Raw genomic sequence first — 23,872 nt, 5'->3', positions numbered from 1 at the left:
TGTTGCGGCGTCGAAGTGCTGACAAGCCGAAGTGCTGACCGGCTGATTCGCTGACTCACCTCACGGTGAACGACCAGCTCCTCGACGTCGTAGCGCCTTGCGGGTCGGTGGCCTTTATCCGCACGAAGTGGCGGCCCTCCTTCAGGGGGCCGGCCGCGTGGGAGAGGACGCCGGAGAAGCGGTTGTAGGAGAAGGTCATCTTGCGGTTGCCGTCCACGTAGAGCTCGACGTTGGACTTTGGAAGCATCTGCTGCAGGTCGACGACTCTTGCCCGTATCGTTGGCGTGGTGTCGGAGATGGCGCCTTTGGGGAAGACCGCCGGTATGCGCGGCCGGGTGTCGGTTACGGCGTTCCGGGCGTTCACGATGTCGCCGGTGACGGTCTTGCCTTGCGTGAGGGGCGCCGGTTGTCCAGTTCCCATGACGAGACGCTTCAGGGCGGCTGGCCTGTTCAGGAGGCCGGAGAACTCGCCGGCGGCGAGGGCGGCCGTACCGGTCGCGTGCGGGGACGCCATCGAGGTTCCCGAGAAGTACTCCTCGTAGCCCTGCGGCGTGCCGATGGTGCCCAGGGAGGAGGCGTTTGGCTTCGCTGGCGTGAGGCCGTCGTGGAAGAAGGGAACGGAGAACGGGGCGTTGTTCAGGTCGTGGGTGTTCCCGCCGAAGGGCGTGCCGGCAGCCCCCTCGAAGACGCCGGTGTAGTAGTCACCCTGAACCTCGAGGCCCAAAGTCTCAGTCACGAAGGCGGCTTTCTCGTCCAGGTAGAAAGTATCGAGGCCGGTCAGGAAGAGTCCCCCGCCGCCGTTCAGATAGCGGGTCAGGGCGTTATGGTCGTTAAAGGTCAGGGTGTTCCTGACGGGGGCAGTCTCGTCGAACGGGTCGGTCGAGACCGGCGCCTGGCCCGTGGCCCAGACCACGTGATCGTACTGGCTGAGCTTCTCGAACGAGGGACCGTCCCCCACGCCGACGTTCACCACGTCAAGGTCCACGTTCTGCACGGAGTTCAGGGCCGCGGCCACCACCGGCCGCACGTCGGGCGGCCCGAACTCGGCCAGGGCCGGCGGGAACGTCGAGCTCAGGTCGTCGTCGACGAGGAGGACCTTGTTCATCGAGGTCGGGCAGGCCACGCCGCCCAGGCCGGTGCAGTAGCCGAGCGTATCGAGTGCCTTCTCCGCGAAGTCGGCCCTGGCGTCGGCACCGGAGATCTCCTCCAGCCCGAAGCCCGCGACGAGCGCCTCGCCGGACCCGACGGCCGAGAGCGTGAGGCCGGACTTCTGCGGGACGGACGGGACGGTCGAGAGCACGTCCACGCCGGGGGCGGAGACGTCCACGGTCTTCGCGCCGAAGTTGCTGAAAGAGGCGAGGCGGCCCGTGTTGTTGACGGCGGCCACCGATAGGACGTTGGGCAGGTCGTAGGAGGCGGGGTAGGCCCGGACCGTGAACCCGAGCTCGGGGATCGGGAACCCCGTGTCGTTGTTGAGGGCCTCGTTGCCGGCGGAGGCTACGAAGAGCATCCCGGAGGCTTCTATGGCGTCCTTGAGCGCGGGGTCGGGCGGCCCGACGTAGCCCCAGGAGTTGTTGGAGATCCTGGCCCCGTTGTCTCCCGCGTACTGGATGGCCTCTATGGCGGTCGAGAGGGAACCGAAGGGCCCGCCCAGGAACTTGAGGGACATGATCTTGACGTTGGGCGCCACGCCAACGACGTCCTGCCCGTTGACGGAGGCCGCTATGGTCCCGGCCACGTGGGTGCCGTGGAAGTCCTCCAGGGTGTCGTGGACGGTGTTGTCGTCGTTGGCGAAGTCGAAGCCGTTTACGTCGTCGACGTAGCCGTTGGCGTCGTCGTCGATGTTGTTGTTCGGAACCTCGTCTTCGTTGACCCATTCGTGGCCCGCGAGGTCGGGGTGCCCGAAGTCCACACCGTCGTCTATCACGGCGACCACCACGTCCTGCCCGCCGGAGGAGGTGGCAGCGGCTTCGGGAGCGTCCACGTCCACGTCGGGTTTGCCCGCGCGGCCTAGGACTTCCTGCCCCGTGTTGTGGAGGCCCCAGAGCTCGGAGAAGCGGGGCTCGTCGCGGTAGTCCATGGGGTACACGACGCGGTCCGGTACGGCGTACTCCACGACCGGGTTCGCCTCGAGGTCCTCAACGGCGGACGCGACGGTTCCACTTTCGACCTTGACCACGTCGGCGTTTATGAGGTCGAGGTCGCCTTTCTTTACGGCGCCCACTTCGCGCCGCGCGGCGGCCTGCGCGGCCTGCCCGCTCTGCTCGTCGTAACGAACGATGATCCTGCCGGGAATCGTCTCCTTTTTGAGGTCCCGGATCTGGGACCCGAAGGAGGAGCGGTCTTCGCCCGAAGGCGCCGCTTCCTGGGCCATGGCAGCCCCAGGCAAGGCCGCCGCGACTACTAACAATGCCAGCCACACGAACCTGGCGCGTCCAACAGAGCGACCCATCTCTCCTCCTCTTCCAAGGACTTTCCCGAAGGTTCGCACTATTATGATCCGCCAGGAGGCAGCGCGATATACTGAAACGGCTAATGTTTTTTAGCCGTTCGGATAGAAACACGTATATAATCCCTGCCGGCCGTCATCCACCGCGTACGATGTGAACCGCATCTATCTCCACTGGACACATAAATACACTTCGTATACAATTAAGGCTTATGTAACAAAGTCCACACCTTCGGGTGTGGCTGTTGGTGTTTGGCTAGTGAGAGAGGTGGACTTTGAGGCTTAGCGGACGCACGGCGGTTGTCACGGGTGCCGCGCGGGGCATCGGGGCGGCCGAGGCGATTCGGATGGCGCAGGAGGGTGCCAACGTCGCGGTGTTGGACCTTTCGGCGGAGGCCTGTCAGGAGACGGTCGAGGCCGTCGAGGCGGCCGGGGCCGAGGCCATTGCGATCGCGTGCGACGTGTCGAGCGCGCAGCAGGTCGAGAAGGCTTTCGAGGAGATCCACAACCGATTCGGTCGGGTGGACATCCTGGTCAACAATGCGGGGCTCCTCAGGGACAACCTCTCGTTCAAGATGAGCGAGGACGACTGGGACAAGGTTCTCGACGTGCACCTCAAGGGCAGCTTCCTCTGCTCCAAGGCGGCGCAGAAGTACATGGTCGAGCAGGAGTACGGCAAGATCGTGATGACCAGCTCCATAGTTGCTTTGGGCAACAAAGGTCAGGCCAACTACTCGGCGGCCAAGGCCGGTTTGCAGGCTCTGGCGCGGACGTTGGCGCTCGAGGTCGGCCGGTTCAACATAAACGTCAACGCGGTCGCGCCGGGTTGGATCGAGACCGAGATGACCAAGGAGGCAGCCGAGCGGGTCGGGATGACCATGGAGGACATGAAGGAGCGGTTCGCCAAGAACATCCCCCTCAAGCGCTTCGGCCGCGTCGAGGACATCGCCAACGTCGTCGCCTTCCTCGTCTCCGACGAGGCCTCGTACATCAGCGGCGAGACCATCTACGTCTCGGGCGGGCCTTCTAGCTCGGTGATTTAGAGCGGTCAGCTTTCAGCAATCAGCTTTCAGCTTTTCGGGCGGGGATCTTCTCCCCGCCTTTTTCTTTGCCGGTCGCGCATTGGTACTTGGGGATCAAGACGAGGCTCGTAGACTCCTGGTGGGGAAGAGAATGCTATCCAGGAGGCGTTGGTGGGCAAAAGAGAGGGCTACGATCCCGGGACTTTTTCCTGGGTAGATCTGTCGACGGGCGACGTTGGCGGGGCGAAGGATTTCTACGGCGGGCTCTTCGGTTGGGAGTTCGAGGACGACGAGATCCCGGGCGGTGGGATCTACACGATGTGCTATTTACGGGGCGACGCGGTTGCCGCGATGGTCGAGCAGGACCAACATCCCGGGCACTGGAACAATTACGTCACCGTCACGAGCGTCGACGAGACCGCGGAGAAGGCCGGGCGGTTGGGCACCCGCGTGATCGAGAAGCCTTTCGACGTCATGGAGTCCGGGCGCATGGCGGTCTTGGCCGACCCGGATGGCGCGGTGCTCTGCGCGTGGGAGCCGCGGGACCACATCGGCGCCGGCAGGGTCAACGACGCGGGGTGCATGGCCTGGAACGAGCTCCAGAGCCGCGCGCCGGAGAAGGCCTCTTCTTTCTACAGAGACCTCTTCGGTTGGCAGATGGAACCAATAGATCAGGACGGGTCGACCGTCTACCTCACCATAAGAAACTCCGCCGGCTGGATGAACGGTGGGATCATGCCTTTGTCCGGGCGGCAGGGCGATGCGCCGTCCTTCTGGCTCACCTACTTCACGGTCCCTTCCTGCGACCGGGCGGTCGAGCGCGCGGAGGAGTCGGGCGGCGGGCTGCTCGCCGGGCCGATGGAGCCGGGGATGGGCAGGATCGCCGTCCTCAACGACCCGCAGGGTGCCGTTTTCGCCGTGTTCGAGGGCGAGACGGACGAGTAGCCCAGCGGGCTGGCGCCTGCTGCGCGCTATCAGCGGTCAGCTTTCAGCTTTTTAGGGTCGGACGGTGGACCCACCGTGGGGCGCACGAGATTCACTCGGCCGCGTGGTCGGGGGCGGTCCCGCCAGAGAAGGTTTAGCTGATGGCTGACGGCGCGGTTCGCTGCGCGAACCGCTTACGGCTTGAGTACCAGCTTTCCGGTGGTCTTGCGGCCTTCGAGGTCGGCGTGGGCTTCGGCCGCTTTTTCGAGCGGGTACCTGGCTCCTATGGTCAGCTTGAGGTCTCCGGACGCTATCCAGCCGAGGGTCTCTTCCAGGCTAGGGACGAAGAGATCGGGGCGTTGCATGATGCGCACGAGCCAGAAGCCGACGACGGAGTGGCAGCCCGTCATGAGGGCGGCGGGGACAATGTTGCCCCGGTCCCCGCTGGCCGCCCCGTAAACGACCATGCGGCCGAAGATGGAGAGGCATTCGAGGTTCTTCTCGGGGAAGTCGGCGCCCACCATCTCCAGGATCACGTCGGCGCCTTTGCCCTCGGTGGCCCCGCGGACCTTCTCGGGCCAGTCTTCCTGCGTGTAGTCGATCAGGACGTCGGCGCCGAGGGAGCAGGCGAGATCTAGCTTCTCGTCGCTGCCGGCCGTGGCAACAACCTTGCCGGCGCCGAGCAGCTTCGCCATCTGGACCGCCAGGGTGCCTACGCCGCCCGCGGCGGCGTGGACGAGCACGCTCTCGCCCTCTTTCAGCGCGCCCGAGGTCTTGATGACGTGGTAGGCGGTCAGGCCCTGCAGGGGGACGGCGGCGGCCTCGTCGAAGTCAAGGTCGTCAGGCATGGGGATGAGGGACGCGGCGGGCGCCACGGCGAAGTCCGCGTAGCCGCCCGTGTCGAGCAGCGTTACGACCCGATCTCCCTCGGAGGCGTTGTCGACGCCCTCCCCCACCTCGACGACGGTGCCCGCCACCTCGGAGCCCGGGGTGAAGGGGAACTTCTGGCGGGTTAGATACTGGTCCCGACGGCGCATGGTATCCGCGTAGTTGATGCCGGCGGCCTCGACCCCGATCAAGACCTCCCCCTCGCCCGGCGATGGACGCTCGGCGTCCACGTAGCGGAGAACCTCAGGCTCCCCGAGCTTATCGGCCACTATCGCCTTCATCTGCGCCACATCGTCTCCTATCGTGTTTGGGCCGCGGACTGTATCAGAGCGGGTCAGCACGCTCCGGCTGCGCCTCCGCTCTCGGCACGCATCGGGCCTTCGGCCCTCGCTTTCAGCCAGTCAGCCAAAAAAGCTGAAGTGCTGAAATGCTGACAAGCCGAAATGCTATCGAAAGCTCTGGATGCCGGTTATGGCGTTGCCGAGGATGAGGGTGTGGACCTCGTCTGTGCCCTCGTAGGTGCGCACGCTTTCGAGGTTCGCCATGTGCCTCATCGGCGGGTACTCCAAGGTCACCCCGTTGCCGCCGAAGACCGTCCTCGCCTCGCGGGCTATCTCTATCGCCTCGCGCACGTTGTTTAGCTTGCCTAAAGAGATCTGCTCGGGCCTGAGGGTGCCTTCGTCTTTCATCCTGCCGATGTGGAGCGCCAGCAGCGTCCCCTTCTCTATCTCGATGAGCATATTCACCAGCTTCTGCTGCACGAGCTGGAAGGACCCTATCGGCTTGCCGAACTGCTCCCTGGAGAGCGCGTAGTCCCTCGCAGACTCGAAGCAGTCCCTCGCCGCCCCCATCGCCCCCCAGATGATGCCGTAGCGGGCCTCGTTGAGGCAGGCGAAGGGACCGCCGAGGCCCCGCGCTTGCGGGAGCATGGCGCTCTCGGGCAGGCGGACGTCGTCGAACGTTACGTCGCACTGTATGCTCGCACGCATCGAGAGCTTGGGGGTGATGTCCCTGGCCGAGAAACCTTCTGCGTCCGTCGGGACGAGGAATCCCCTGACCGGGTTGTTCTCCTCGTCGGTGCGGGCCCACACGACGGCGATGTCGGCGATGGTGGCCAGGCCGATCCAGCGCTTCTGCCCGTTTAGGACCCAATCAGAGCCCTCCCTGCGGGCGAAGGTCTTCATACTCGCGGGGTCGGAGCCGGCCGTAGGCTCCGTAAGGCCGAAGCAGCCTATCGCCTCGCCTTTTGCCATCCGGGGGAGCCATTCTTGTTTCTGCTCCTCGGAGCCGAACTTGTGGATGGCGCTCATGGCGAGGGAGCCCTGGACGGAGACGAAGGTGCGAAGGCCGGAGTCGCCCGCTTCTAGCTCCATGCAGGCCAGGCCGTACTCGACGGCGCTTCTGCCGGCGCAGCCGTACCCGGTCAGGTGCATGCCGAGGAGGCCGAGGTCCGCGAACTCGGGGACTATCTCTTTCGGGAAGATCGCTTTGTCGAACCACCCGTTTATGTTGGGCTTGATCCTCTCGCGCACGAAGGAGCGGACCTTGTCTCGCACCGCGAGCTCTTCTTCGGAGAGGTGGGCTTGCATGTTCAGGAAGTCTTGCCCTGGCGGGGCCGGGGCCTCTCGCCCGTTCCGTCCGGCCTCCGTGCGTGGTGTGGTCATCGTCCAGTCCTCCCGGTCTCCGGCCTTCGGATCACGATTGTCCCACAAAAGGCGAAGACCGGGCGCGTTCGCCTTTACAGAGATCCGCCACCGGCGGCCCGGCACCGGGCGGGCCCGGGGTTGGCGGTTCGTGTACGCTGTGGCGGCGTGGCGTACGGGGGTTAAGGAGACAACATTGCTGCATCTGGCTGTGGATATAGGGGGCACTTTCACGGACATCTGCGTCTTCGACGAAGGGGACGGCACGACGCGCGTCGGGAAGGTCTCTTCGACGCGGGATCCCATAGACGCCGTCTTCGAGGGGATAGAGGCGGTGGGGGTCTCCCCGGCCGAGGTGGGGCTCTTCTCCCACGGCACGACCGTGGCGACGAACGCGCTCATCACGCGGCGGTTCGCGCGGGCGGCGATGGTCACGACGGAAGGCTTCCGGGACGTCATCGAGATCCGGCGCGGCACCAAGCAGGACCTCTGGGACGCCTACAAGGACGTGGCCCCGCCCTACATCCGCAGGCGCGACCGCTTCGAGGTCGGTGAGAGGCTCGACTACTCCGGCAAGGTGCTCCGGGAGCTGGACGAGGACGGTGTGCGGCGGGCTGCGTACCTGATCCGCCGCCGCGGCATCGAGACGGTGGCCGTCTGCCTGGTCAATTCCCACGCCAACCCGGCCCACGAGGAGCGAGTAAAGGAGATCTTGGAAGAAGAGTTGCCCGGCGCCTTCGTCTCGACCTCGAGCGAGGTGCTGCCAGAAATCTTCGAGCACGAGCGCTTCTCCACGACGGTGGCGAACGCCGTTCTCTCCCCCCTCGTTGGCGACTATGCCCGCCGGCTGGCCGGGCGCATGAAGGAGGGCGGGTACGAGGGGGACGTGCTGCTTTTGCACTCCGGCGGCGGCGTCATGACCGTGGACGTGGTCGAGCGGCTCGGGGGACGGCTCGCCTCCTCCGGGCTCGCCGCTGGCGCCATCGCCTGCGGCCACCTCGCCAAGCTCGCCGGATACCGGAACGCCGTCGGCCTAGACATGGGGGGCACGAGCGCTGATATATCCGTCATGGTCGACGGGGAGACGCGCACGACGAACGACTGGTCCGTCGAGTACGGGTACCCGATCCGGTTCCCGAGCGTCGAGGTCTCCACCATAGGCGCCGGCGGTGGCTCCATCGCCTGGATCGACGCCGCCGGTTCTTTGCGCAACGGCCCCCAGTCGGCGGGGTCCGACCCCGGCCCCGCCTGCTACGGCCGGGGCGGCGAGGAGCCTACGAACACCGACGCAAACCTCCTTCTCGGGCGTCTCGGCGATGAACTCATAGGCGGCGCCATGCGACTGGACCGCGGCAGGGCGGAGGCGGCGGTCTCGAAGGTGGGCGAACCGCTCGGCCTGGGCGTTACGGAGGCGGCGCGGGCGGTCGTCGAGGTGGCGAACGCGAACCTGGCCGACGCCATAAGGCTCGCCCTCATACAGCGCGGCCACGACCCCCGCGACTTCGCGCTGGTAGCCTTCGGCGGCGCGGGGCCCCTGCACGGGGCGGAGCTCGCGCGCGAACTCTCGATCCCGACGGTGCTCGTTCCGCCGAACCCCGGCATCACGAGCGCCCTCGGGTGCCTGCTCGTGGACATCCGCCACGACTTCTCCCAGATGTACCTGGTCCCCGCGGGCGAGACCGACCCGCAAGAGATCGAACGCCGCTTCGCCGCCCTCGAGGAAGGAGCCCGCGAGCGGCTCGGGGCGGAGGGCATCGCCGAGGAGGACATGCGCCTGCTGCGGACGGTCGACATGCGCTACGTCGGGCAGTGGAGGTCGTTGGAGATCCCGGTCGACGGGAAGGTCGAATCCCTGGAGGGTTTGCTAGGCCGCTTCCACGAGGAACACGAGCGCCAGCACACCTACAAGCGGGAAGGTTCCCCGGTCGAGATCTACCAGCTCAGGGTGGCCGCCGTCGGCGAGACCCCGAAACCGGACCTTCCCCATCAAGAGCCGGAGGACCACGAGCCCGAACCGGACGAGCACAGGGAGGTGTTCTTCGGCGACGATGAGGCGGTCGGGGCGGCGGTCTACCGGCGGGACGGGTTGCGGCCGGGGGCTCGGATCTCGGGTCCGGCGATAGTAGACCAGCTCGACTCGACGGTGGTAGTGCCGCCCGGCGATACGGCCGAGGTTGACGGGTACTTTAACGTGATCATAAAGGTTGGTGGTGGCGAATGACCGAGCGGCGGACGGAGGCCGGGCCCCAGACCCTCGACCCTGTTACCTTCGAGGTCCTGAAAAACGCGTTCGTCACGGTCGTCGACGAGATGGCAGAGCAGATCCTGCGCACCTGCCACTCGTTCGTGATCTGGGCCAGGGACTTCTCGAACGCCCTCTGCGACGCCGAGGGCAACACCATCATGCAGGGCAGCCAGGACATCGCCGTCCACGTCGGCACCCTCCACTTCACCGCCAAGGCGGTCATCGAAGCCTTCGAGGGCGACATACACCCCGGCGACGTGTTCGCCATAAACGACCCCTACGTCGGCGGGACGCACTTCAACGACGTGCGCATCATCCGGCCCATCTTCGCCGAAGACGAGCTTATAGCCTTCGCCCAGAGTAACGGCCACTGGGCGGACGTTGGCGGGACGGTCCCCGGCTCCTTCGACATCAGCGCGAAGACACACTTCGGGGAGGGGTTGCGAATTCCGGCGGTCAGGATCTGGTCCAGGGGCGAGTACCGCCAGGACGTGGTGAACCTCATCACCTCCAACACCAGGGCTCCGGGCGACGTCGAGGGGGACCTGCGCGCCCAGGCCGAGGCGACGCGGGTGGCCGAGCGCGAGATCCTGCGCTTCGTCGAGAAGTACGGCAAGGACACCGTCACTACCGCGTTCTCCGAGGTCCAGGATTACGTGGAGCGCCTCACCCGCAAACGGGTCCTCGAGCTGCCGGACGGCACCTGGGAGACGGAGGACTACATAGACGGCGACCCGAGCGCCGAGGAGGGGCTCATCCCAATAAAGGTCAAGATGACCATAGAAGGGGACAACATCTCCTACGACCTGACGGGGAGCCACCCGGTGATCGGCTCGTTCTTGAACGCCGGCATGGGCACCGGCTTCTCCGGGATCGTCGCCGGCACGAAGACGTTCTTCCCCGAGGTGCCCCTGAACTCCGGGTTCTACCGGGTCCTCGACGTGCTCCTGCCGGAGAACACGGTCGTCAACGCGCCGTGGCCGACGGCCGTGACGGGCTTCTGCTCGGGGGCCTACGAGAAGATCATGAACTCCCTCTTCGAGCTCTGGTCCGAGGTGATGCCCGAGCGGGCGCTCGCCTGCTGCTTCAATCTGGAATACCTCCTGATCGGGGGCCAGGACAAACGCTCCGACCCCTCCCCGTTTTTCATGTGGTACGACTGGATGGTCGGCGGCTGGGGCGGCCGGAACGGCAGGGACGGCTCGAACGCCACCTCCCCGGTTTTCGGCGTCGGCCTCGCCGTCCAGCCCTTCGAGGGCCAGGAGCGCCTCACACCCGTCGTCACCTCCTCCCACCGCATAGTCGCGGACTCGGGCGGTCCGGGCCGGTTCCGGGGCGGCTGCGGCGTCGAGAAGGGCGGCGCCCTCACCGAGATAGACGACACCGTGATGTCCTACTGCTGCGACCGCGCCCGCTCCATAACCTGGGGCATGCAAGGCGGCCTCCCCTCCTGCCCCCACGGCGTATGGCTGAACAAGGACGGGCCGGACGAGAGGTTCCTGGGGGCGGTTTTCTCCAACGTGGCCGTCAAGGAAGGCGACGCCTTCACCCGGCCCTCGGCGGGCGGAGGCGGCTACGGCGACCCGCTCCTGCGCGAACCCGATTCCGTCAAGGAAGACGTGGAAGACGGCTACGTCACCCCTGCTGGGGCGAAGCGCGACTACGGCGTCGTCGTGCGCGAGGTCGACGCCGAGCTCGCCGAGTGGGAGGTGGACCAGGAGGCCACGCAGAAAGAGCGGGCGACTATTCGCGAAGGAAGGTTGGGCTGGTTACGAGAAGATCCGGAGAAAGTCGCGCAGGGGTACAGAGATGGGAAGCTTGGGACGCTCGACGTCATCCGGCGGCACGGCGTGATCCTGGACTGGGGCACGGGCGAGCTACTGCCCAACACGACGGAAGGCTTCCGGGCGATGCTCGCGCGGAGATCCACGTCCCACTGGGAGAACGGAGCGGAACACGCATGAAAGACATCGAGAGGGCGCGCAGGGTGCCTTTCGGGGAGCTTCCCTGGGCCGAAGACGCGCCGGGCATCCGGGCGCGCGAGGTGGACGTGAGGGGGGCGCGGTGGGCCACGGTCGAGTACGAGGCGGGGGCCGCGAGGGAGGAGTGGTGCGAAGAAGGTCACAGGGGGTTCGTGATCTCGGGCGAGATCGAGTACGAGTTCGACGACGGCAGCGAACCTCTATGGGCTTCTGAAGGCGAGGCGTTCTTCCTTCCCCCCGCCCCCCTCGGCGCGGGGGCCCACAGGGGGCACAACCCCTCCGAAGGCCCGACCCTGCTCTTCCTCATAGACGACGCCCGCGAGGGCTGATGCTCCCGCTCGAAGGGTCGAGGGTCCTAGATCTGTCGCGGGTGCTGGCCGGTCCCTACGCTACGATGGCGCTCGCGGACCTCGGCGCGGACGTCCTCAAAGTAGAGCACCCCGAACGCGGCGACGACACCCGCCACTGGGGGCCGCCCTTCGCCGGCGGAGAATCCGCGTACTTCCTCTCCGTGAACCGGAACAAGAGGTCTATCGGGGTGGATCTGAAGACCGAAGAAGGGCTGGAGCGCGTAAGGCGCCTCGCCTCGGAAGCCGACGTCGTCATCGAGAACTGGAAGCGCGGCGCCCTGGAAGGCATGGGCCTCGGCTACGAAGCCCTAAAGGAAGAAAACCCCGACCTTATCTACTGCTCCATAACCGGGTTTGGTCCGGGGCCCGACGAGGACCGTCCCGGCTACGATTTTCTGGTGCAGGCGAGGGCCGGGATCATGGGCATAACCGGCCAGCCTGGGGGCGAACCGACAAAGGTCGGCGTCGCCGCGGCCGACATCTTCTGCGGGTTGATGGCGGCCAACGCGATCCTGGCCGCCCTGCACCGCCGCTCCGTGACGGGAGAGGGGGCGCGCGTCGAGGTGCCCCTGTTCGAGTCAACGCTCTCGTGGCTCGCCAACCGCGGGCAGGAGTACCTGATCAGCGGCAACGACACGGGCCTCATCGGAAACGCCCACCCCTCCATCGTCCCCTACCAGACGTTCGACGCCTCGGACAGGCCCATCGTGATCGCCGTGGGCAACGACGCCCAGTTCGGGAGGTTGTGCCAGGCCGTCGGCCTGCCCGACCTCGCCGACGACGAACGCTACGCCGCCAACCCCGACAGGGTCGCGAACAGAAGAGAGCTGGTCGCGGTCCTGCAAGAGCGGTTCTCCGATCGGACGGCGGATGAGTGGACCGAGAAGGTTCGAGGCGCGGGCGTACCGTGCGGGCCGGTCAACGCCCTGTCCGACGTCTTCGAAGACGAGCACGTACTCGGCTCTGGCATGTTGCAGGTGGTTGAGCACCCGGCCGCCGGGACGCTCAAGATGCTCGCCTCGCCGGTGCTCGTGGATGGAAGGCGGCTGCCCGTGCGATATCCCCCTCCGACCCTGGGTCAACACAGTGGGCTGGAAGGTTGGGAGTAGGCGAGCGGGCCGCCGTAGTGATCCTGGACGGCGACCGTGTCTTGCTGATGCGCCGCAGAAAGGAGACCGAAGACTACTACGTGTTGCCCGGAGGCGGCATAGAACCTGGCGAGACGCCCGACGAAGCGGCCGTACGCGAAGCCAGGGAGGAGACGGGCCTCTACGTCAGGCTGGACCGTAAGCTCGGCGTCTTCGACGACAACGGTCGCCGGGGGCACTACTTTCTGGTCACGAAGTTCGAGGGGACGCAGCGGGTGGGAGGTCCTGAGCGGGAGCGGATGTCGCCCGAGAACCGCTACGATCTGGAGTGGGCCGAGGTCGAGCGGTTGCGGGTCCTCGAGATCCGTCCCGCCGGAATCGCCGCCGTCTGCGAGGGTGGTCTTCACCGACGCGACGCCTGACCCGGGCAGGTCCGCTCCGGAGGAGGGAGAAACGCTTCTCCTCCATCCGTCTTATGGCCTCGTCGATATCTTCCACAACGTGACCGGGACGATAGAGGCCCTCGCCGCGTTCGTTCGGGAACTCCTTGTGGGTGTTCGAACCTTCTACGGGTTGGATCGCGCTCTACGTCGCCCATCCGGGCAAGCGCGAACGATCGGTGTGCCCTTGCTGCTTGCCTCCGAAGATCATTTCGATCCAGTCAGGACTGAAAGCGATGATCCAAAGTTCGGTAGACCCGAGACCCTCCCTTGACGCTGGGTTGCGGCGGATTTATCGTGCTTTTACTTACAATGGGCAAGGAAGGGAGCCCGCATGACGGAGGTCGCCGGAGCCAGGGAGCTCGGCAAGGAGCAGTTGCTGGACGCGTACAGGGTGATGCGCACGATCCGGGAGTTCGAGGAGCGGCTACACACGGAGTTCGCGACCGGAGAGATCCCGGGCTTCGTTCACCTGTACGCCGGAGAAGAGGCCATCGCCGCGGGCGTCATGGCGCACCTGGATGGGGAAGACTACATAGCCTCGACCCACAGGGGGCACGGCCACGCCATCGCCAAGGGCTGCGACCCGAAGGCCATGATGTTCGAGATCTACGGCAAGCAAGAGGGCCTCTGCCACGGCAAGGGCGGTTCCATGCACATAGCGGACCTGGATAAAGGGATGCTCGGCGCCAACGGCATAGTCGGCGGCGGCCCGCCCCTCGTCTGCGGCGTCGGCCTCTCGGCCAAGACCCGCGGCACGAAACAGGTGGCCGTCTCGTTCACCGGCGACGGCGGCGCCAACCAGGGCACGTTCCTCGAAAGCCTGAACCTCGCGAGCGCCTGGGACCTCCCCGTAGTCTTCGTAGTAGAGAACAACGGCTACGCCGAGGCGACCGCCCAGGCCTTCTCGTCCAAGGGCATAGACATCGCCAAACGGGCCGACGGCTTCTCCATGCCGGGCATCGTCGTGGACGGCCACGACTTCTTCGCCGTCCACGAGGCGGCGGGCGAGGCCATAGAGCGCGCCAGGGGCGGCGGCGGCCCGTCTCTCATAGAGGCGAAGGTAAACCGCTACTTCGGCCACTTCGAGGGCGACGCCCAGACCTACCGCGCGGAGAACGAGGTCGAAGAAGTCCGCCGGGAGAAAGACTGCCTCATGCTATTCCGCCGCCGCGTGACGGGCGCCGACCTCGTCGAAGAAGCGGATCTAGACAAGATAGACGAAGAGGTGAAGAGCCTGATCGACGAGTCAGTCAGGGAGGCGAAGGCCGCGGACGACCCGAAAGCCGAGAACCTGTTGACCGACGTGTACGTTAGCTATTAGCTATCAGCTTTCAGCCGTCAGCTTCTCCCGTCGATGGCATAACCGGACGTGCAGTGCGTATCAGATCCCTGGCCTCGCAGGAGGTAGGCCGGGCGAGGATCGCCGCTCCGCGAATAACGAAGCTGCTAGCTGAAAGCTGATAGCGCCGATCGAAGGGAGGCCAATGTTCCCTTACTTCAGCTACCGGGACGCGAACGCGGCCCTTGGATGGCTGGAGTCCGCGTTCGGGTTCGAGAAGGTCGTGGCGTACCCCGACGAAGACGGGACCGTCGTCCACGCCGAGATGAGGTTTGGAAACGGCGCGTTGATGATGGGGACGGCGGAGCCGCCGCCGGTGCTGGATCCCGACGCCGTGTCGCCCAACGCGCACGGCATCTACGTCACGGTCGACGACGTGGACGCCCACTACGAGAGGGCGAGAGAGGCCGGGGCGAAGATCGTCTACCCGCCCCAGGACACCGAGTTCGGCACGCGCCGCTACCGCGTCCTCGACCCAGAAGGCTACGAATGGAGCTTCGGCACATACCGACCCGCCACCTGAAAGAAGCTGACCGCTGAAAGCTGACAGCCGACAGCGGCCGACCGAAGGGAGGCCCAATGGCCCGCAGCATCACCTACATGCAGGCGATAAACGAGGCGCTCGAGCAGGAGATGGAGCGCGACGAGACGGTCGTGGTGTTCGGGGAGGACAACGTCGGGGGAACCGGGTCGCCCGGTGAGATGGACGCCTGGGGCGGGGTCATGGGGGTTACGAAGGGGCTTTACGGGAAGTTCCCGAACCAGATCCTGGACACCCCCATCAGCGAATCGGCGTTTATAGGGGCGGCGGCGGGTGCGGCCTGCTCCGGGCTTCGTCCCGTGGCTGAGCTGATGTTCGTGGACTTCATGGGGTCTGCTTCGACCAGATCTACAACCAGGCCGCCAAGTTCCGCTACATGTTCGGCGGCAAGGCCAGGACGCCGATGGTGATAAGGACGATGTACGGGGCCGGCATCCGGGCCGCGAGCCAGCACTCCCAGAGCCTGTACCCCATCTTCACGCACATTCCGGGGCTGAAGGTCGTGGTGCCTTCGAGCCCTTACGACGCGAAGGGGCTCATGATCGCGGCCATCCGGGACGACGACCCGGTCATCTTCTTCGAGAACAAGGTCCTGTACGCGGTGGAGGGCGAGGTGCCGGAGGAGTCTTACGAGATTCCGCTGGGCGAGGCGGAGTACGTGCGCGAGGGCGACGACGTGACCATAGTCGCCATCGGCCGGATGGTCTCGATGGCCGAACAGGCCGCGGCGGCGTTGGCCGACGAGGGGATCGAGTGCGAGATCGTGGACCCGAGGACCACCTCGCCGCTCGACGAGGAGACGATCTTCGAGAGCGTCGAGAACACGGGCCGCCTGGTCGTCGTCGACGAGTCCAACCCCCGCTGCAGCATGGCGTCTGACATCGTGTCCCGCGTCGCGGAGAAGTGCTTCGACGACCTGAAGGCCGCCCCGAAGATGGTGACCGCCCCCCACACCCCGCCGCCGTTCTCCCCGACCCTCGAAGACCTCTACGTGCCCGACCCGGAGAAGGTCGCCGCGGCCGTGCGCGAGGTGGCCGGCGCGGGCGCGAGGGCCTAGAGGCGGCATGAGCGAGACGCAGCAGATAGCCAAGCTCGGGATGCCCAAGTGGGGGCTCTCCATGACCGAGGGGACGGTCGTGCAGTGGCTCGTCGAGGAGGGCGCGGATCTCAGCAGCGGCGACGAAGTGGTCGAGGTGGAGAGCGAGAAGATCAACAACGCGGTGGAGACCCCGGCCTCCGGCGTCCTCCGCCGCCGGGTCGCCAAGGAGGGCGAGGTGCTCCCGGTCGGCGGCCTCCTGGGCGTGATAGCCCCGGCCGACGTCCCCGACTCGGAGGTGGACGCCTTCGTCGAGGAGTTTCAGGAGACCTTCGATCCCGCGGAGGCGGCCGAGGCGGGCGGTCCCGAACCCGAGACGGTCGAGGTCGGCGGGAGGCGCATCCAGTACCTCCGGATGGGCGAAGGCGGCGTGCCGCTCGTCCTGATCCCAGGCTTCGGCGGCGACATCAACATCTTCGTCTTCAACCAGGAAGCGCTCTCCGAAGACAGGGCCGTCTACGCCCTGGACATGCCTGGCCACGGGGGTTCGGAGAAGGACGTCGGCGAAGGCGATCTGGACTTCTTCGTCGGGGTGGTGGAGGGTTTTCTGGACGAGATGGGCGTGGAGAAGGCGCACCTCGCCGGGCACTCGATGGGCGGGGCCATAGCCGGGGCTTTCGCGCTGGCGCATCCGGAGCGGGTCACCTCGCTGGTGCTGCTAGCGAGCGCGGGGCTTGGGGAGGAGATCAACGCCGACTACATCGAGGGCTTTATAGCGGCGAACCGGCGCAAGGAGATGAAGAACGTTCTGCAACTCCTCTTCGCCGACCCCGACCTCGTCACGCGCCAGCTCGTGAACGACCAGCTCCAGTACAAGCGCAAGGACGGGGTCGACGAAGCCCTACGGGCGGTCGCCGACAAGATGTTCCCCGACGGCAAACAGGCGGGCGTCTCCGACCTTTCCGGGACGGAAGTCCCGATACTGGCCGTCTGGGGGCGGGAGGACGCGATCGTGCCCGCGAAACATTCGGAGAACCTGCCGGAGCACGCAAAGGTGGAGATCCTCGAAGGCAAGGGACACATGGTTCAGATGGAGGCGGCGGGGCCGACGAACCGCCTGATCCAGGGTTTCCTGGCTGGTTCCGCCTGAGGCGCGGACCTTGCCCGTAACGGTCGGCGTCGTCGCGAACCCGGCCTCGGGCCGGGACATACGCAGGCTCGTCTCGGGCGCCTCCGTCTTCGACAACGGCGAGAAGGGCAACATGGTCTACCGCCTGATGGTCGGCCTCGCCGCCGTCGGCGTCGAGCGCGTCCTGATGATGCCGGCCGCCTCGGGCCTCTACGACAGCCTGGAACGGACCCTCAGGGCCGCCGCCTCGGGCGCCTCGCGCAGCCGGGTGACGGATCTGGAACTCGTAGAGATGAAGGTCCGCCACAACGCTTCCGACACCGTCTTCGCCGTCGGGGAGATGGAACGCCGCGGGGTGGCCGCCATCGTCGTGCTCGGCGGAGACGGCACGAGCCGCATCGTCGCGCGCCACTGCCCGGTGGACCTTCCCCTCTGCCCCCTCTCGACGGGGACCAACAACGCCTTCCCCGAGATGCGCGAGGCGACGGTGGCGGGCATCGCGACGGGGCTGGTGGCGTCGGGGCGGGTCGGCGGGGAGGCGTTGCGCCGGGAGAAGGTCTTGCGCGTGAAACTGAACGACGAGCCCGACCGCGACTGCGCCCTGGTGGACGTGGCCGTGAACGCCGAGCGCTTCGTGGGCGCCCGCGCGCTCTGGCGCGCCGGGGACATCTCCGAGATCGTGGTCACCTCCGCCCGCCCCGACGCGGTCGGCCTCTCCTCCGTCGCGGGCCTCCTGGATCCCACGGGCCGCGACGCCCCGCACGGCCTCCACGTCCGCCTCGCCCCGCCCGAACGCGCCGAGACCGTCCTCCACGTTCCGCTGGCCCCCGGGCTCGTCGTCCCTGTCGGGGTGGAGGGGATCTCGCGCGTCGAGCCGGGGGAGGCGGTCGCGCTCGCGCCCGGCGCCGGTAGCGTGGCGCTGGACGGCGAGCGGGAGATGGAGTTGGGGCCGCGGGACCGGGTGGAGGTGGAGCTCGATACCAACGGCCCACTCACCGTGGACGTCGGCGCGGCGATGCGGGAAGCGGCCCGGCGCGGGCTGTTGAACGGCGCGGCCCGAAGGTCTTCGTCAACGGGTCGCGGAGACTGGGGAGGGTTGCCTGGCTAGAATTACCCAGGCGTGGGCGGACGAATTTCCCGATGGAGACGGGGTCCCAGCGGGCCATGCTTGGGGCAGAGGTGGCGGGTTCCTGCCGGCCCGACCGCCGGGGGCGATGGCGGCCGAACGAGAAAGGAGCGTAGGGGTCTTGGTCGGTGAGGGCGCCATAAAGGTCGTGGTGGTGGACGACCACAAGCTCTTCGCGAGGGGCCTCTCGGGCCTCGTGGGCATGCTGCCCGACGTGGAGGTCGTCGGCGAGGCCTACGACGGCGAGGAGGCCGTCAGGCTGTGCAGGGAGAAGGAGCCGGACGTCGTGCTCATGGACATCTCCATGCCCAAGCTCGACGGCATCGCCGCGACGCGTGAGGTCACCGACCTCCTGCCCCAGACCGCCGTCGTCATCCTCACCGGGCACGAGGAGGACGAGCACGTATTCGAGGGCATCAAGGCCGGCGCCCGGGGATACCTGCTGAAGGACGCGGACCCCGACGACCTCTCGCGCGCCATCCGCACGGTACACGCCGGGCACACCATCATCGCGCCCGGCCTGGCACAGAAGATGCTGCAGACCTTCGAAGAGGGCGGCTCCGCGGTCTCGCGCCTCGCCGCCCCGCCGCCCCTTACGGGGAGGGAGCTGGAAGTAATAAGGAGCCTGGCGCGGGGGATGAGCGACCGGCAGATAGCCCAGGCTCTGGGCATCTCGGAGAAGACCGTGGGCAACCACACCTCGAACATCTACCGCAAGCTGCACATCTTCGATAGGACCCAGGCGGTCGTCTACGCCATAAAGGAGGGGGTCATAGAGGTCGAGGATCTGGAGTACCGCCCCCCAGAGGCACCCTGACCGTAACCCGCGTCCCTTCGCCGGGCCGGCTGACCACCTCGATCCCGCCGCCCAGGCGCTCGACCCGCTCTCGCATGGCCGAGAGCCCGACGCCCTCCCTGACCTCCCCCGGCTCGAACCCTCGACCGTCGTCGGTCAGCTCCGCCAGCGCCTCGCCGCCCTCCGCGAGAAGCCTCACCCGCACGTTCTCCGCCCCGGAGTGGCGCCTGGCGTTGGCGAGCGCCTCCTGCAGGATGCGAAGCAGTTCCACGCCCACCTCGCCAGGCAGTTCCTCCGGGAACCCTTCCTCCACGCCGAGCGAGATCCGGCGCCCCGGCGTCGCCTGGCGGTTGAGCTCGACGAGCGACTCGACGGACCTCACGAACGTCCGTTCTTCCTCGTGCCTCAGGTCGTAGATGGCGCCCCGCAGGCCCGCGGTCGCCCGCCGCAGGGCCCCGAGCTCCTCCTCCAGGTCGAGGGGCGACCCCGCGCCTCTGGCGTGCAGGTGGGCGAGGCGCAGCGACTGCAGCGCCCCTGAGAGATCCTGGAGCACCATGTCGTGCAGGTCCCGGGAGATCCTGCGCCGCTCCTCTCTCTGGGTGCGGGTCGCGATCTCCCGTCCGCGCGAACGCTCCCTCTCCTCCTCCATCGCCTTTTGCTCCGTGATGTCCCGGAAGCTCGCGACCGCGCCGACGATCGTGCCGTCCGAATTCTCCAGAGGACCGGCGCTGGCGAGGAGATCGTAGTGGCTGCCGTCGGGCCTGACCATTCGTACCTCCATGCCGACGGTGGTCTCCCCCCGCAGGGCCCTTCGCATCGCGCTCTGTTCCACGGGCATGCGGGTGCCATCGGGGTAGTGGGGCACCCCCGCCACCTCCGATACGGCGTCCAGGGTGGAGCCTTCGGGTTCCGTCATCGCCATGCGTCTCGCCGCGTCGTTGGCGAACGTGAACCTCCCTTGCAGGTCGCAGACCACGATGGCTTCGGCCGCCTGGCTGAGGGTGGTCTTCAGCAATACGTTCTGGTCCTGCAGGGCGTTCTCTGCCTTCTTTCGCCCGGTAACGTTCTCGTGGGCGACGACCGCCCACGGCGGTTCGGTGTCGGCGAACCGCGTAACCCGCCCGACAAACCACCGGCGCTCGGTGGGCGAGTGGCAGGGGTACTCGCGCTCGAAGGCCTCCTCCCGCCCGGAGAGCACGGACCTCATCCCCCGGGCGAAAGCGGCGGCGTCGGCGCAGTTCCGGCCCGCGGCCGCGTCGCAGACCTCCAGGTAGTTGACGCCCTCCGAGACCTCCGCCGGGACGGCCCCGTTTGCCTCGGCGAACCGGCGCCAGGGCCTGTTGGTGGCGACGATGGTTCCGGTCCCGTCGAGGATCGCCACGTGCGCGGAGAGGCTGTCGATGGCGGATCGGGCGAAGGCCGCGGTGCCGCGCGGCTTGCCCCGGACCTCGTCTTCGACATCCCGAACCAGCGCGCAGACGGCCCCGCGGCCGACGTGGGGTATCGCGACCAGACGGACCTCGGCGCGGACGAGGGAGCCGTTCTTGCGTCGCAGCCTTACCTCGTCCGGCGGGCACTGCCCCGCCTCGAGGGCCCGGCCCGTCCGGGCGTCCGTGTCCCGGCGGTCGAGGGCGAAGAGGTCGTACAGCTGCGTCTCCCGTAGTTCCCCCGCCCCGTACAGAAGCATGCCCTCCAGCGCCGGGTTGGCGTACAGGATGCCCCTGGTATCCGGGTCGTAGACCAGAACCCCGACGGGGTTACGCTCCACCACCGCGCGGTAAATTCCCTCTTCCAACGCCGACCACGACCCTCCAAGACTTCGTTGGTCCGGTAGACGGTTTTCCGCTGCCCCGCAGCGTCCGTACATTCTACTACCCCGGGGTCGGGGCCGATCAGAGCCCCAAAAAGCGCGCCGCCGGCGACCTCGCGTGCGGCGTTATCCCTAGCCGTTATTCCCCGCCCGCCGGTAGTGAGAAAGCCCGATGGCAGGACGGTCGTGGCGGGTCATACTCGTTGGCAAGATGGACGTCGGCACACACAAGGAGCGGCACACGCCGCGCTTTCGTCGCCGGCGGTGCGCCATCGACGGGCTCGGACCCGGGCGGCACCTCCTTTCTTCCCCACCCATCACCCCAGCCGCCCCCGAGCCCACCTTCCTGGCCCTGGCAGGTCCTGCGCGGGCGGAGGGCGGATGACGGGCGTCTCGGAGGGGGATCGCCCCGTCGTCCTGGTGGCGGTCGAGCCGCGCCTCTACGCCAGCGCCATCGGCACGGCGATCGGGCGGTTGAGGCCCCGGTTGGACCTGAGGGTCGTCGATCCGGACGACCTCGCCGCCGAGGTGCGGCGCCTCGGCCCCCGCCTGGTGCTCTGCAGCCAGCCCTACCGGCGGTCGGGCCGCGACGGCGGTCCCGTCTGGGTGGAGTTCTACCCCTACGCCGAGGCGCCGAAGATCAGCATCCGCGCGGACGGCCACTGCTCGACGCTCGAGGACGCCGACCTGGAGGATCTGCTCTCGATCGTAGACGGCCTGGGAGTACCCTGCGCCAAACCGGGGAGGGACGACCGCGCGGCGAGGGAGATCCGGAGAGGTTCGGAGTTCGTATGCAAAGAAAGCAAAGAACGCGGGAGAGACGATGATCCACGTCACCTTTGAGAGACGCTACGGAACGGCAACCGTCAGATCGAGGGTGACCGCGCCCTCAATCGAGCGGGCCGCGGAGCTCGCCGGGGAGGGGGCGCGCCTGGTCTTCCCCGTGGACCCGGGGGCCTTCTTTCAGCCGGAGGACATCCCCGAGGGCGTCGAGAGACTCGCCGACCCCGGGCGGACGGAACTCGCGGGGACACCGGCGTGATCGGCCTGCACGCCGAGCTGGTCGGGCTCTGGCTCTCCGACGGGTGGAGGTTCGAGCGCGACGGCGACGAGGTCGTGGTGCCCGGCACGGTCGTCGAGGTCGTCCGGATCGAGGACGCCGCCAGGCCCGACGGATACCTCTTCGTGGGACGGGTCCTGGACGCGGAGACGCAGGCGCCCATCGGCCAGGGCTGCCGCACGGGCACGAAGTGGCGCATGAGGCGCTGGTGGTTCGAGAACGCCCCGGGTGCCCTCCTGCCCGAAGAGCTCGCCTAGAGCGGTTTTCGGAAGCAATGAGCTTCCGAAAACCGCGCCGTCAGCGATCAGCCCGCTTCGGGCTGCTCCGCAGGCCTACGCTCTCGGCCATCAGCTTCTTGCTCTTGCTGAAAGCTGATGGCCGAGAGCTGACAGCCTTGCAAAGAGGTTCACTCTCATTGCAAACCGCTTTCAGACGCCTTCGAAACGCGAAGATGAGGTGCCCGTAACGGGGTAAGATGCGTCCCGGCCGGGTTGATACTTCGGAGGGGGTACGTCGCGTGGGCGAGACGAGGTCGGAAGCCGGGGATCTGGCACGGGAAATCCCGGCCGCCTACGGGCGGTTGGTCGCTACCCGCCGAGAGCTCGTTGCGGCCACGGACGCGCTCTCGGACCACGAGCGGCGTGCGAAGGTCGAGAACGCCGACACCCTGCTCGAGGCCAAGAACGAGCGCACCGCCGCGCTCTACCTGGAGGGCATCCTGGACACGCCGGAGCACGCGGAGCTTCTCTCCGCGAAGCGCCGGGCGGAGCTTGCGCACTACGAGGCGCGGCTTGAGGTCGAGCGGATAGAGCTGTTGGTGCGGCTGCTGGAGGCCGCCTCGCGGGCTTGAGGCCCGTCAGGCGCCGGCCTGCTACCCGGCGCTCGGCGCCTGGCCCCCGAAGTCTTCGCTCAGGTCTTCGTGGCTGAGGCCGTACTTCTCGAGCAGGGCCGCGTCGGTTTCGGTATCCACTTTATCGGGGAGTTCCTTGTCGGCCTCGTTCGCCTTCTCGGCGCCGCTCTTGCCCCGGATCTTCTCGACGATCATGGCCTTCGGTACCTCCATCGTCTCTCCTCTCCTCTGTCCTGATCAGACACTAGCAGAGACCAGCGCCACGGGCCGCACCGGGGAGCCGGTGGCGCCGACGAGCTTGAGGGGCAGGCAGACGAACTCGAACTCGTGGTGTCCGGCGGCGGCGATCCTTTCGAGGGCCAGGTTCTCGATAATGTAGACGCCCCGACGGGCCAGCAGGATCAGGTGCCCCGGCATCAGGCACCCGAGGTCGGGGTCGCGCCTCCCCGGAACGTCCCAGGCCATGTTGTCGGCCCCCACGGCGATAACGCCCCTGTCCGCGAGCCAGCGCGAGGCCGCCGCGTCCATCCCGGGCCCTGCAAGGTACTTTTCCTCGTCCCCCCAAAAACGCCCGTTGCCGGTCCGCACGAGCGCCACGCCTCCGGGCGAGGCTTCTATCCCTTGCCGTTCGCAGCACGCCGCGAGGTCCGCGTCGGTGACGACGTGGCCCGGCTCTAGGGCCTCGACGTCTTTCAGGGCGGCCACGTCCAGGAGCACGCCCGGGGCCGCGATGGGCTGTATCTTCTCGACGCCGTGCTCGGTGAACCCGCGGGGGGTCTGGACGTCGCCGACCGGGATACCGCCGCAGAGGGTCAGGGCGTCGGCCTGGTGGGAGAGGGCGTCGATGTGGGTGCCGGTGTGCTCGCCGCAGACCAGGACGCCGGCGGCGCCGGTGCGCGGGCCCGAATCATCCGGGCTGTACTCGTCCTCGTGGCGGCGGTGGAGCAGGTAAGAGTAGCCGGCCTGACGATGGGCCGGGTGTATGGGCATCCCTTCGGTGCGCGGCTGCTCCAAATCGAAGATTCGTTCGGCCGCGTTTGCCTCCGGCACGTGCGCTTCTCCTTTTCCGGTTGGCGTATCAGTGTGGCCGGGGGCGGGCACAGCGTCAACCGTCGGCAAGCGCGAGGCGGGCGCGGTCTATATAATTTTCG

Annotated in this window: 22 protein-coding genes and 2 pseudogenes; 17 read left to right on the top strand and 7 right to left on the bottom strand. The window is 67.2% G+C overall.

Annotation, left to right across the window (positions count from 1 at the left end; all coding sequences use genetic code 11):
* Positions 1-55 precede the first annotated feature (55 nt).
* A complete protein-coding gene (locus GBA63_RS04545; RefSeq protein WP_166173867.1) occupies positions 56-2,452 on the bottom strand; it encodes a S8 family peptidase in 2,397 nt (798 codons plus the stop codon).
* Positions 2,453-2,724: 272 nt separating this feature from the next.
* Between GBA63_RS04545 and fabG the strand changes: the two genes are divergently transcribed.
* Positions 2,725-3,492: a 3-oxoacyl-ACP reductase FabG gene (fabG, locus tag GBA63_RS04540; RefSeq protein WP_166173865.1), complete on the top strand. Its 768-nt coding sequence runs from the start codon at positions 2,725-2,727 to the stop codon at positions 3,490-3,492.
* Between the two features lie 150 nt (positions 3,493-3,642).
* Positions 3,643-4,416, top strand: a complete 774-nt coding sequence (locus GBA63_RS04535; RefSeq protein WP_166173863.1) for a VOC family protein — start codon at positions 3,643-3,645, stop codon at positions 4,414-4,416.
* A 173-nt stretch (positions 4,417-4,589) separates the two neighbouring features.
* Here GBA63_RS04535 and GBA63_RS04530 read toward each other — a convergent pair whose 3' ends face one another.
* Positions 4,590-5,564 (bottom strand): quinone oxidoreductase family protein, encoded by a 975-nt coding sequence (locus GBA63_RS04530; protein WP_166179810.1) that lies wholly within the window; start codon positions 5,562-5,564, stop codon positions 4,590-4,592.
* A gap of 165 nt (positions 5,565-5,729) precedes the next feature.
* Positions 5,730-6,872, bottom strand: coding sequence for an acyl-CoA dehydrogenase family protein (locus GBA63_RS04525; RefSeq protein WP_407690830.1), 1,143 nt, complete (start codon positions 6,870-6,872; stop codon positions 5,730-5,732).
* A gap of 250 nt (positions 6,873-7,122) precedes the next feature.
* Here GBA63_RS04525 and GBA63_RS04520 point away from each other — a divergent pair, with 250 nt between their 5' ends.
* Genes GBA63_RS04520 through GBA63_RS04500 form a run of 5 tightly spaced genes read left to right on the top strand, consistent with a single transcriptional unit; the run spans position 7,123 to position 13,013 of the window.
* Positions 7,123-9,147 (top strand): hydantoinase/oxoprolinase family protein, encoded by a 2,025-nt coding sequence (locus GBA63_RS04520; RefSeq protein WP_207957074.1) that lies wholly within the window; start codon positions 7,123-7,125, stop codon positions 9,145-9,147.
* Entirely contained in the window at positions 9,144-11,135 is a 1,992-nt protein-coding gene (locus GBA63_RS04515) for a hydantoinase B/oxoprolinase family protein (protein ID WP_166173857.1), read from the top strand. The genes GBA63_RS04520 and GBA63_RS04515 overlap by 4 nt, the downstream gene beginning before the upstream one ends.
* Complete coding sequence (locus tag GBA63_RS04510; RefSeq protein ID WP_166173855.1) at positions 11,132-11,482, top strand: cupin domain-containing protein; 351 nt, start codon at positions 11,132-11,134, stop codon at positions 11,480-11,482. Before GBA63_RS04515 ends, GBA63_RS04510 begins: the two co-directional genes overlap by 4 nt.
* Positions 11,482-12,612, top strand: a complete 1,131-nt coding sequence (locus GBA63_RS04505) for a CaiB/BaiF CoA transferase family protein (protein WP_166173853.1) — start codon at positions 11,482-11,484, stop codon at positions 12,610-12,612. The genes GBA63_RS04510 and GBA63_RS04505 overlap by 1 nt, the downstream gene beginning before the upstream one ends.
* Positions 12,603-13,013, top strand: coding sequence for an NUDIX domain-containing protein (locus GBA63_RS04500; RefSeq protein ID WP_166173851.1), 411 nt, complete (start codon positions 12,603-12,605; stop codon positions 13,011-13,013). Before GBA63_RS04505 ends, GBA63_RS04500 begins: the two co-directional genes overlap by 10 nt.
* Before the next feature lie 55 nt (positions 13,014-13,068).
* On the opposite strand, the pseudogene GBA63_RS24265 reads toward GBA63_RS04500, so the two are convergent.
* A pseudogene (locus tag GBA63_RS24265) lies at positions 13,069-13,170 on the bottom strand (hypothetical protein); the annotation flags it as partial.
* 195 nt (positions 13,171-13,365) lie between these two features.
* Here GBA63_RS24265 and GBA63_RS04495 point away from each other — a divergent pair.
* The 6 genes and pseudogenes from GBA63_RS04495 (at position 13,366) to GBA63_RS04470 (ending at position 19,022) form a co-directional block, all read left to right on the top strand.
* The gene (locus tag GBA63_RS04495; RefSeq protein WP_166173849.1) at positions 13,366-14,355 is read left to right on the top strand and encodes a thiamine pyrophosphate-dependent dehydrogenase E1 component subunit alpha; all 990 of its coding nucleotides are present in this window, start codon (positions 13,366-13,368) and stop codon (positions 14,353-14,355) included.
* Between the two features lie 163 nt (positions 14,356-14,518).
* Positions 14,519-14,896, top strand: a complete 378-nt coding sequence (locus tag GBA63_RS04490; RefSeq protein WP_166173847.1) for a VOC family protein — start codon at positions 14,519-14,521, stop codon at positions 14,894-14,896.
* Between the two features lie 56 nt (positions 14,897-14,952).
* Positions 14,953-15,971: pseudogene (locus GBA63_RS04485) on the top strand (alpha-ketoacid dehydrogenase subunit beta).
* A gap of 7 nt (positions 15,972-15,978) precedes the next feature.
* Complete coding sequence (locus GBA63_RS04480) at positions 15,979-17,100, top strand: acetoin dehydrogenase dihydrolipoyllysine-residue acetyltransferase subunit (RefSeq protein WP_166173845.1); 1,122 nt, start codon at positions 15,979-15,981, stop codon at positions 17,098-17,100.
* A 10-nt stretch (positions 17,101-17,110) separates the two neighbouring features.
* Positions 17,111-18,187: an ATP-NAD kinase family protein gene (locus tag GBA63_RS04475; protein WP_166173843.1), complete on the top strand. Its 1,077-nt coding sequence runs from the start codon at positions 17,111-17,113 to the stop codon at positions 18,185-18,187.
* A gap of 139 nt (positions 18,188-18,326) precedes the next feature.
* Positions 18,327-19,022 (top strand): response regulator transcription factor, encoded by a 696-nt coding sequence (locus GBA63_RS04470; protein ID WP_166173841.1) that lies wholly within the window; start codon positions 18,327-18,329, stop codon positions 19,020-19,022.
* Here GBA63_RS04470 and GBA63_RS04465 read toward each other — a convergent pair.
* Positions 18,976-20,796: a PAS domain-containing sensor histidine kinase gene (locus GBA63_RS04465; protein WP_166173839.1), complete on the bottom strand. Its 1,821-nt coding sequence runs from the start codon at positions 20,794-20,796 to the stop codon at positions 18,976-18,978. The two genes, GBA63_RS04470 and GBA63_RS04465, sit on opposite strands and share 47 nt — an antisense overlap.
* A gap of 396 nt (positions 20,797-21,192) precedes the next feature.
* On the opposite strand from GBA63_RS04465, the gene GBA63_RS04460 reads away from it, so the two are divergent.
* From GBA63_RS04460 to GBA63_RS04445, 4 genes are all read left to right on the top strand, one after another.
* Complete coding sequence (locus tag GBA63_RS04460) at positions 21,193-21,654, top strand: hypothetical protein (RefSeq protein ID WP_166173837.1); 462 nt, start codon at positions 21,193-21,195, stop codon at positions 21,652-21,654.
* Positions 21,635-21,853 (top strand): ubiquitin family protein, encoded by a 219-nt coding sequence (locus tag GBA63_RS04455; RefSeq protein ID WP_166173835.1) that lies wholly within the window; start codon positions 21,635-21,637, stop codon positions 21,851-21,853. The genes GBA63_RS04460 and GBA63_RS04455 overlap by 20 nt, the downstream gene beginning before the upstream one ends.
* The gene (locus GBA63_RS04450; RefSeq protein ID WP_166173833.1) at positions 21,850-22,128 is read left to right on the top strand and encodes a hypothetical protein; all 279 of its coding nucleotides are present in this window, start codon (positions 21,850-21,852) and stop codon (positions 22,126-22,128) included. The genes GBA63_RS04455 and GBA63_RS04450 overlap by 4 nt, the downstream gene beginning before the upstream one ends.
* 260 nt (positions 22,129-22,388) lie before the next feature.
* Positions 22,389-22,721: a hypothetical protein gene (locus tag GBA63_RS04445; protein WP_166173831.1), complete on the top strand. Its 333-nt coding sequence runs from the start codon at positions 22,389-22,391 to the stop codon at positions 22,719-22,721.
* Between the two features lie 21 nt (positions 22,722-22,742).
* Here the strand turns inward: GBA63_RS04445 and GBA63_RS04440 are convergent, their stop codons facing one another.
* Both GBA63_RS04440 and GBA63_RS04435 read right to left on the bottom strand, forming a co-directional pair.
* A complete protein-coding gene (locus GBA63_RS04440) occupies positions 22,743-22,934 on the bottom strand; it encodes a hypothetical protein (protein ID WP_166173829.1) in 192 nt (63 codons plus the stop codon).
* Between the two features lie 24 nt (positions 22,935-22,958).
* The gene (locus GBA63_RS04435; RefSeq protein WP_228282308.1) at positions 22,959-23,771 is read right to left on the bottom strand and encodes a cyclase family protein; all 813 of its coding nucleotides are present in this window, start codon (positions 23,769-23,771) and stop codon (positions 22,959-22,961) included.
* Between the last annotated feature and the right edge of the window lie 101 nt (positions 23,772-23,872).

The sequence above is a fragment of the Rubrobacter tropicus genome (genome assembly GCF_011492945.1).
GTDB lineage: Bacteria > Actinomycetota > Rubrobacteria > Rubrobacterales > Rubrobacteraceae > Rubrobacter_D > Rubrobacter_D tropicus.
Note: the sequence above shows the minus strand (reverse complement) of the source record. Positions and strands in the feature narration are given on the sequence as shown.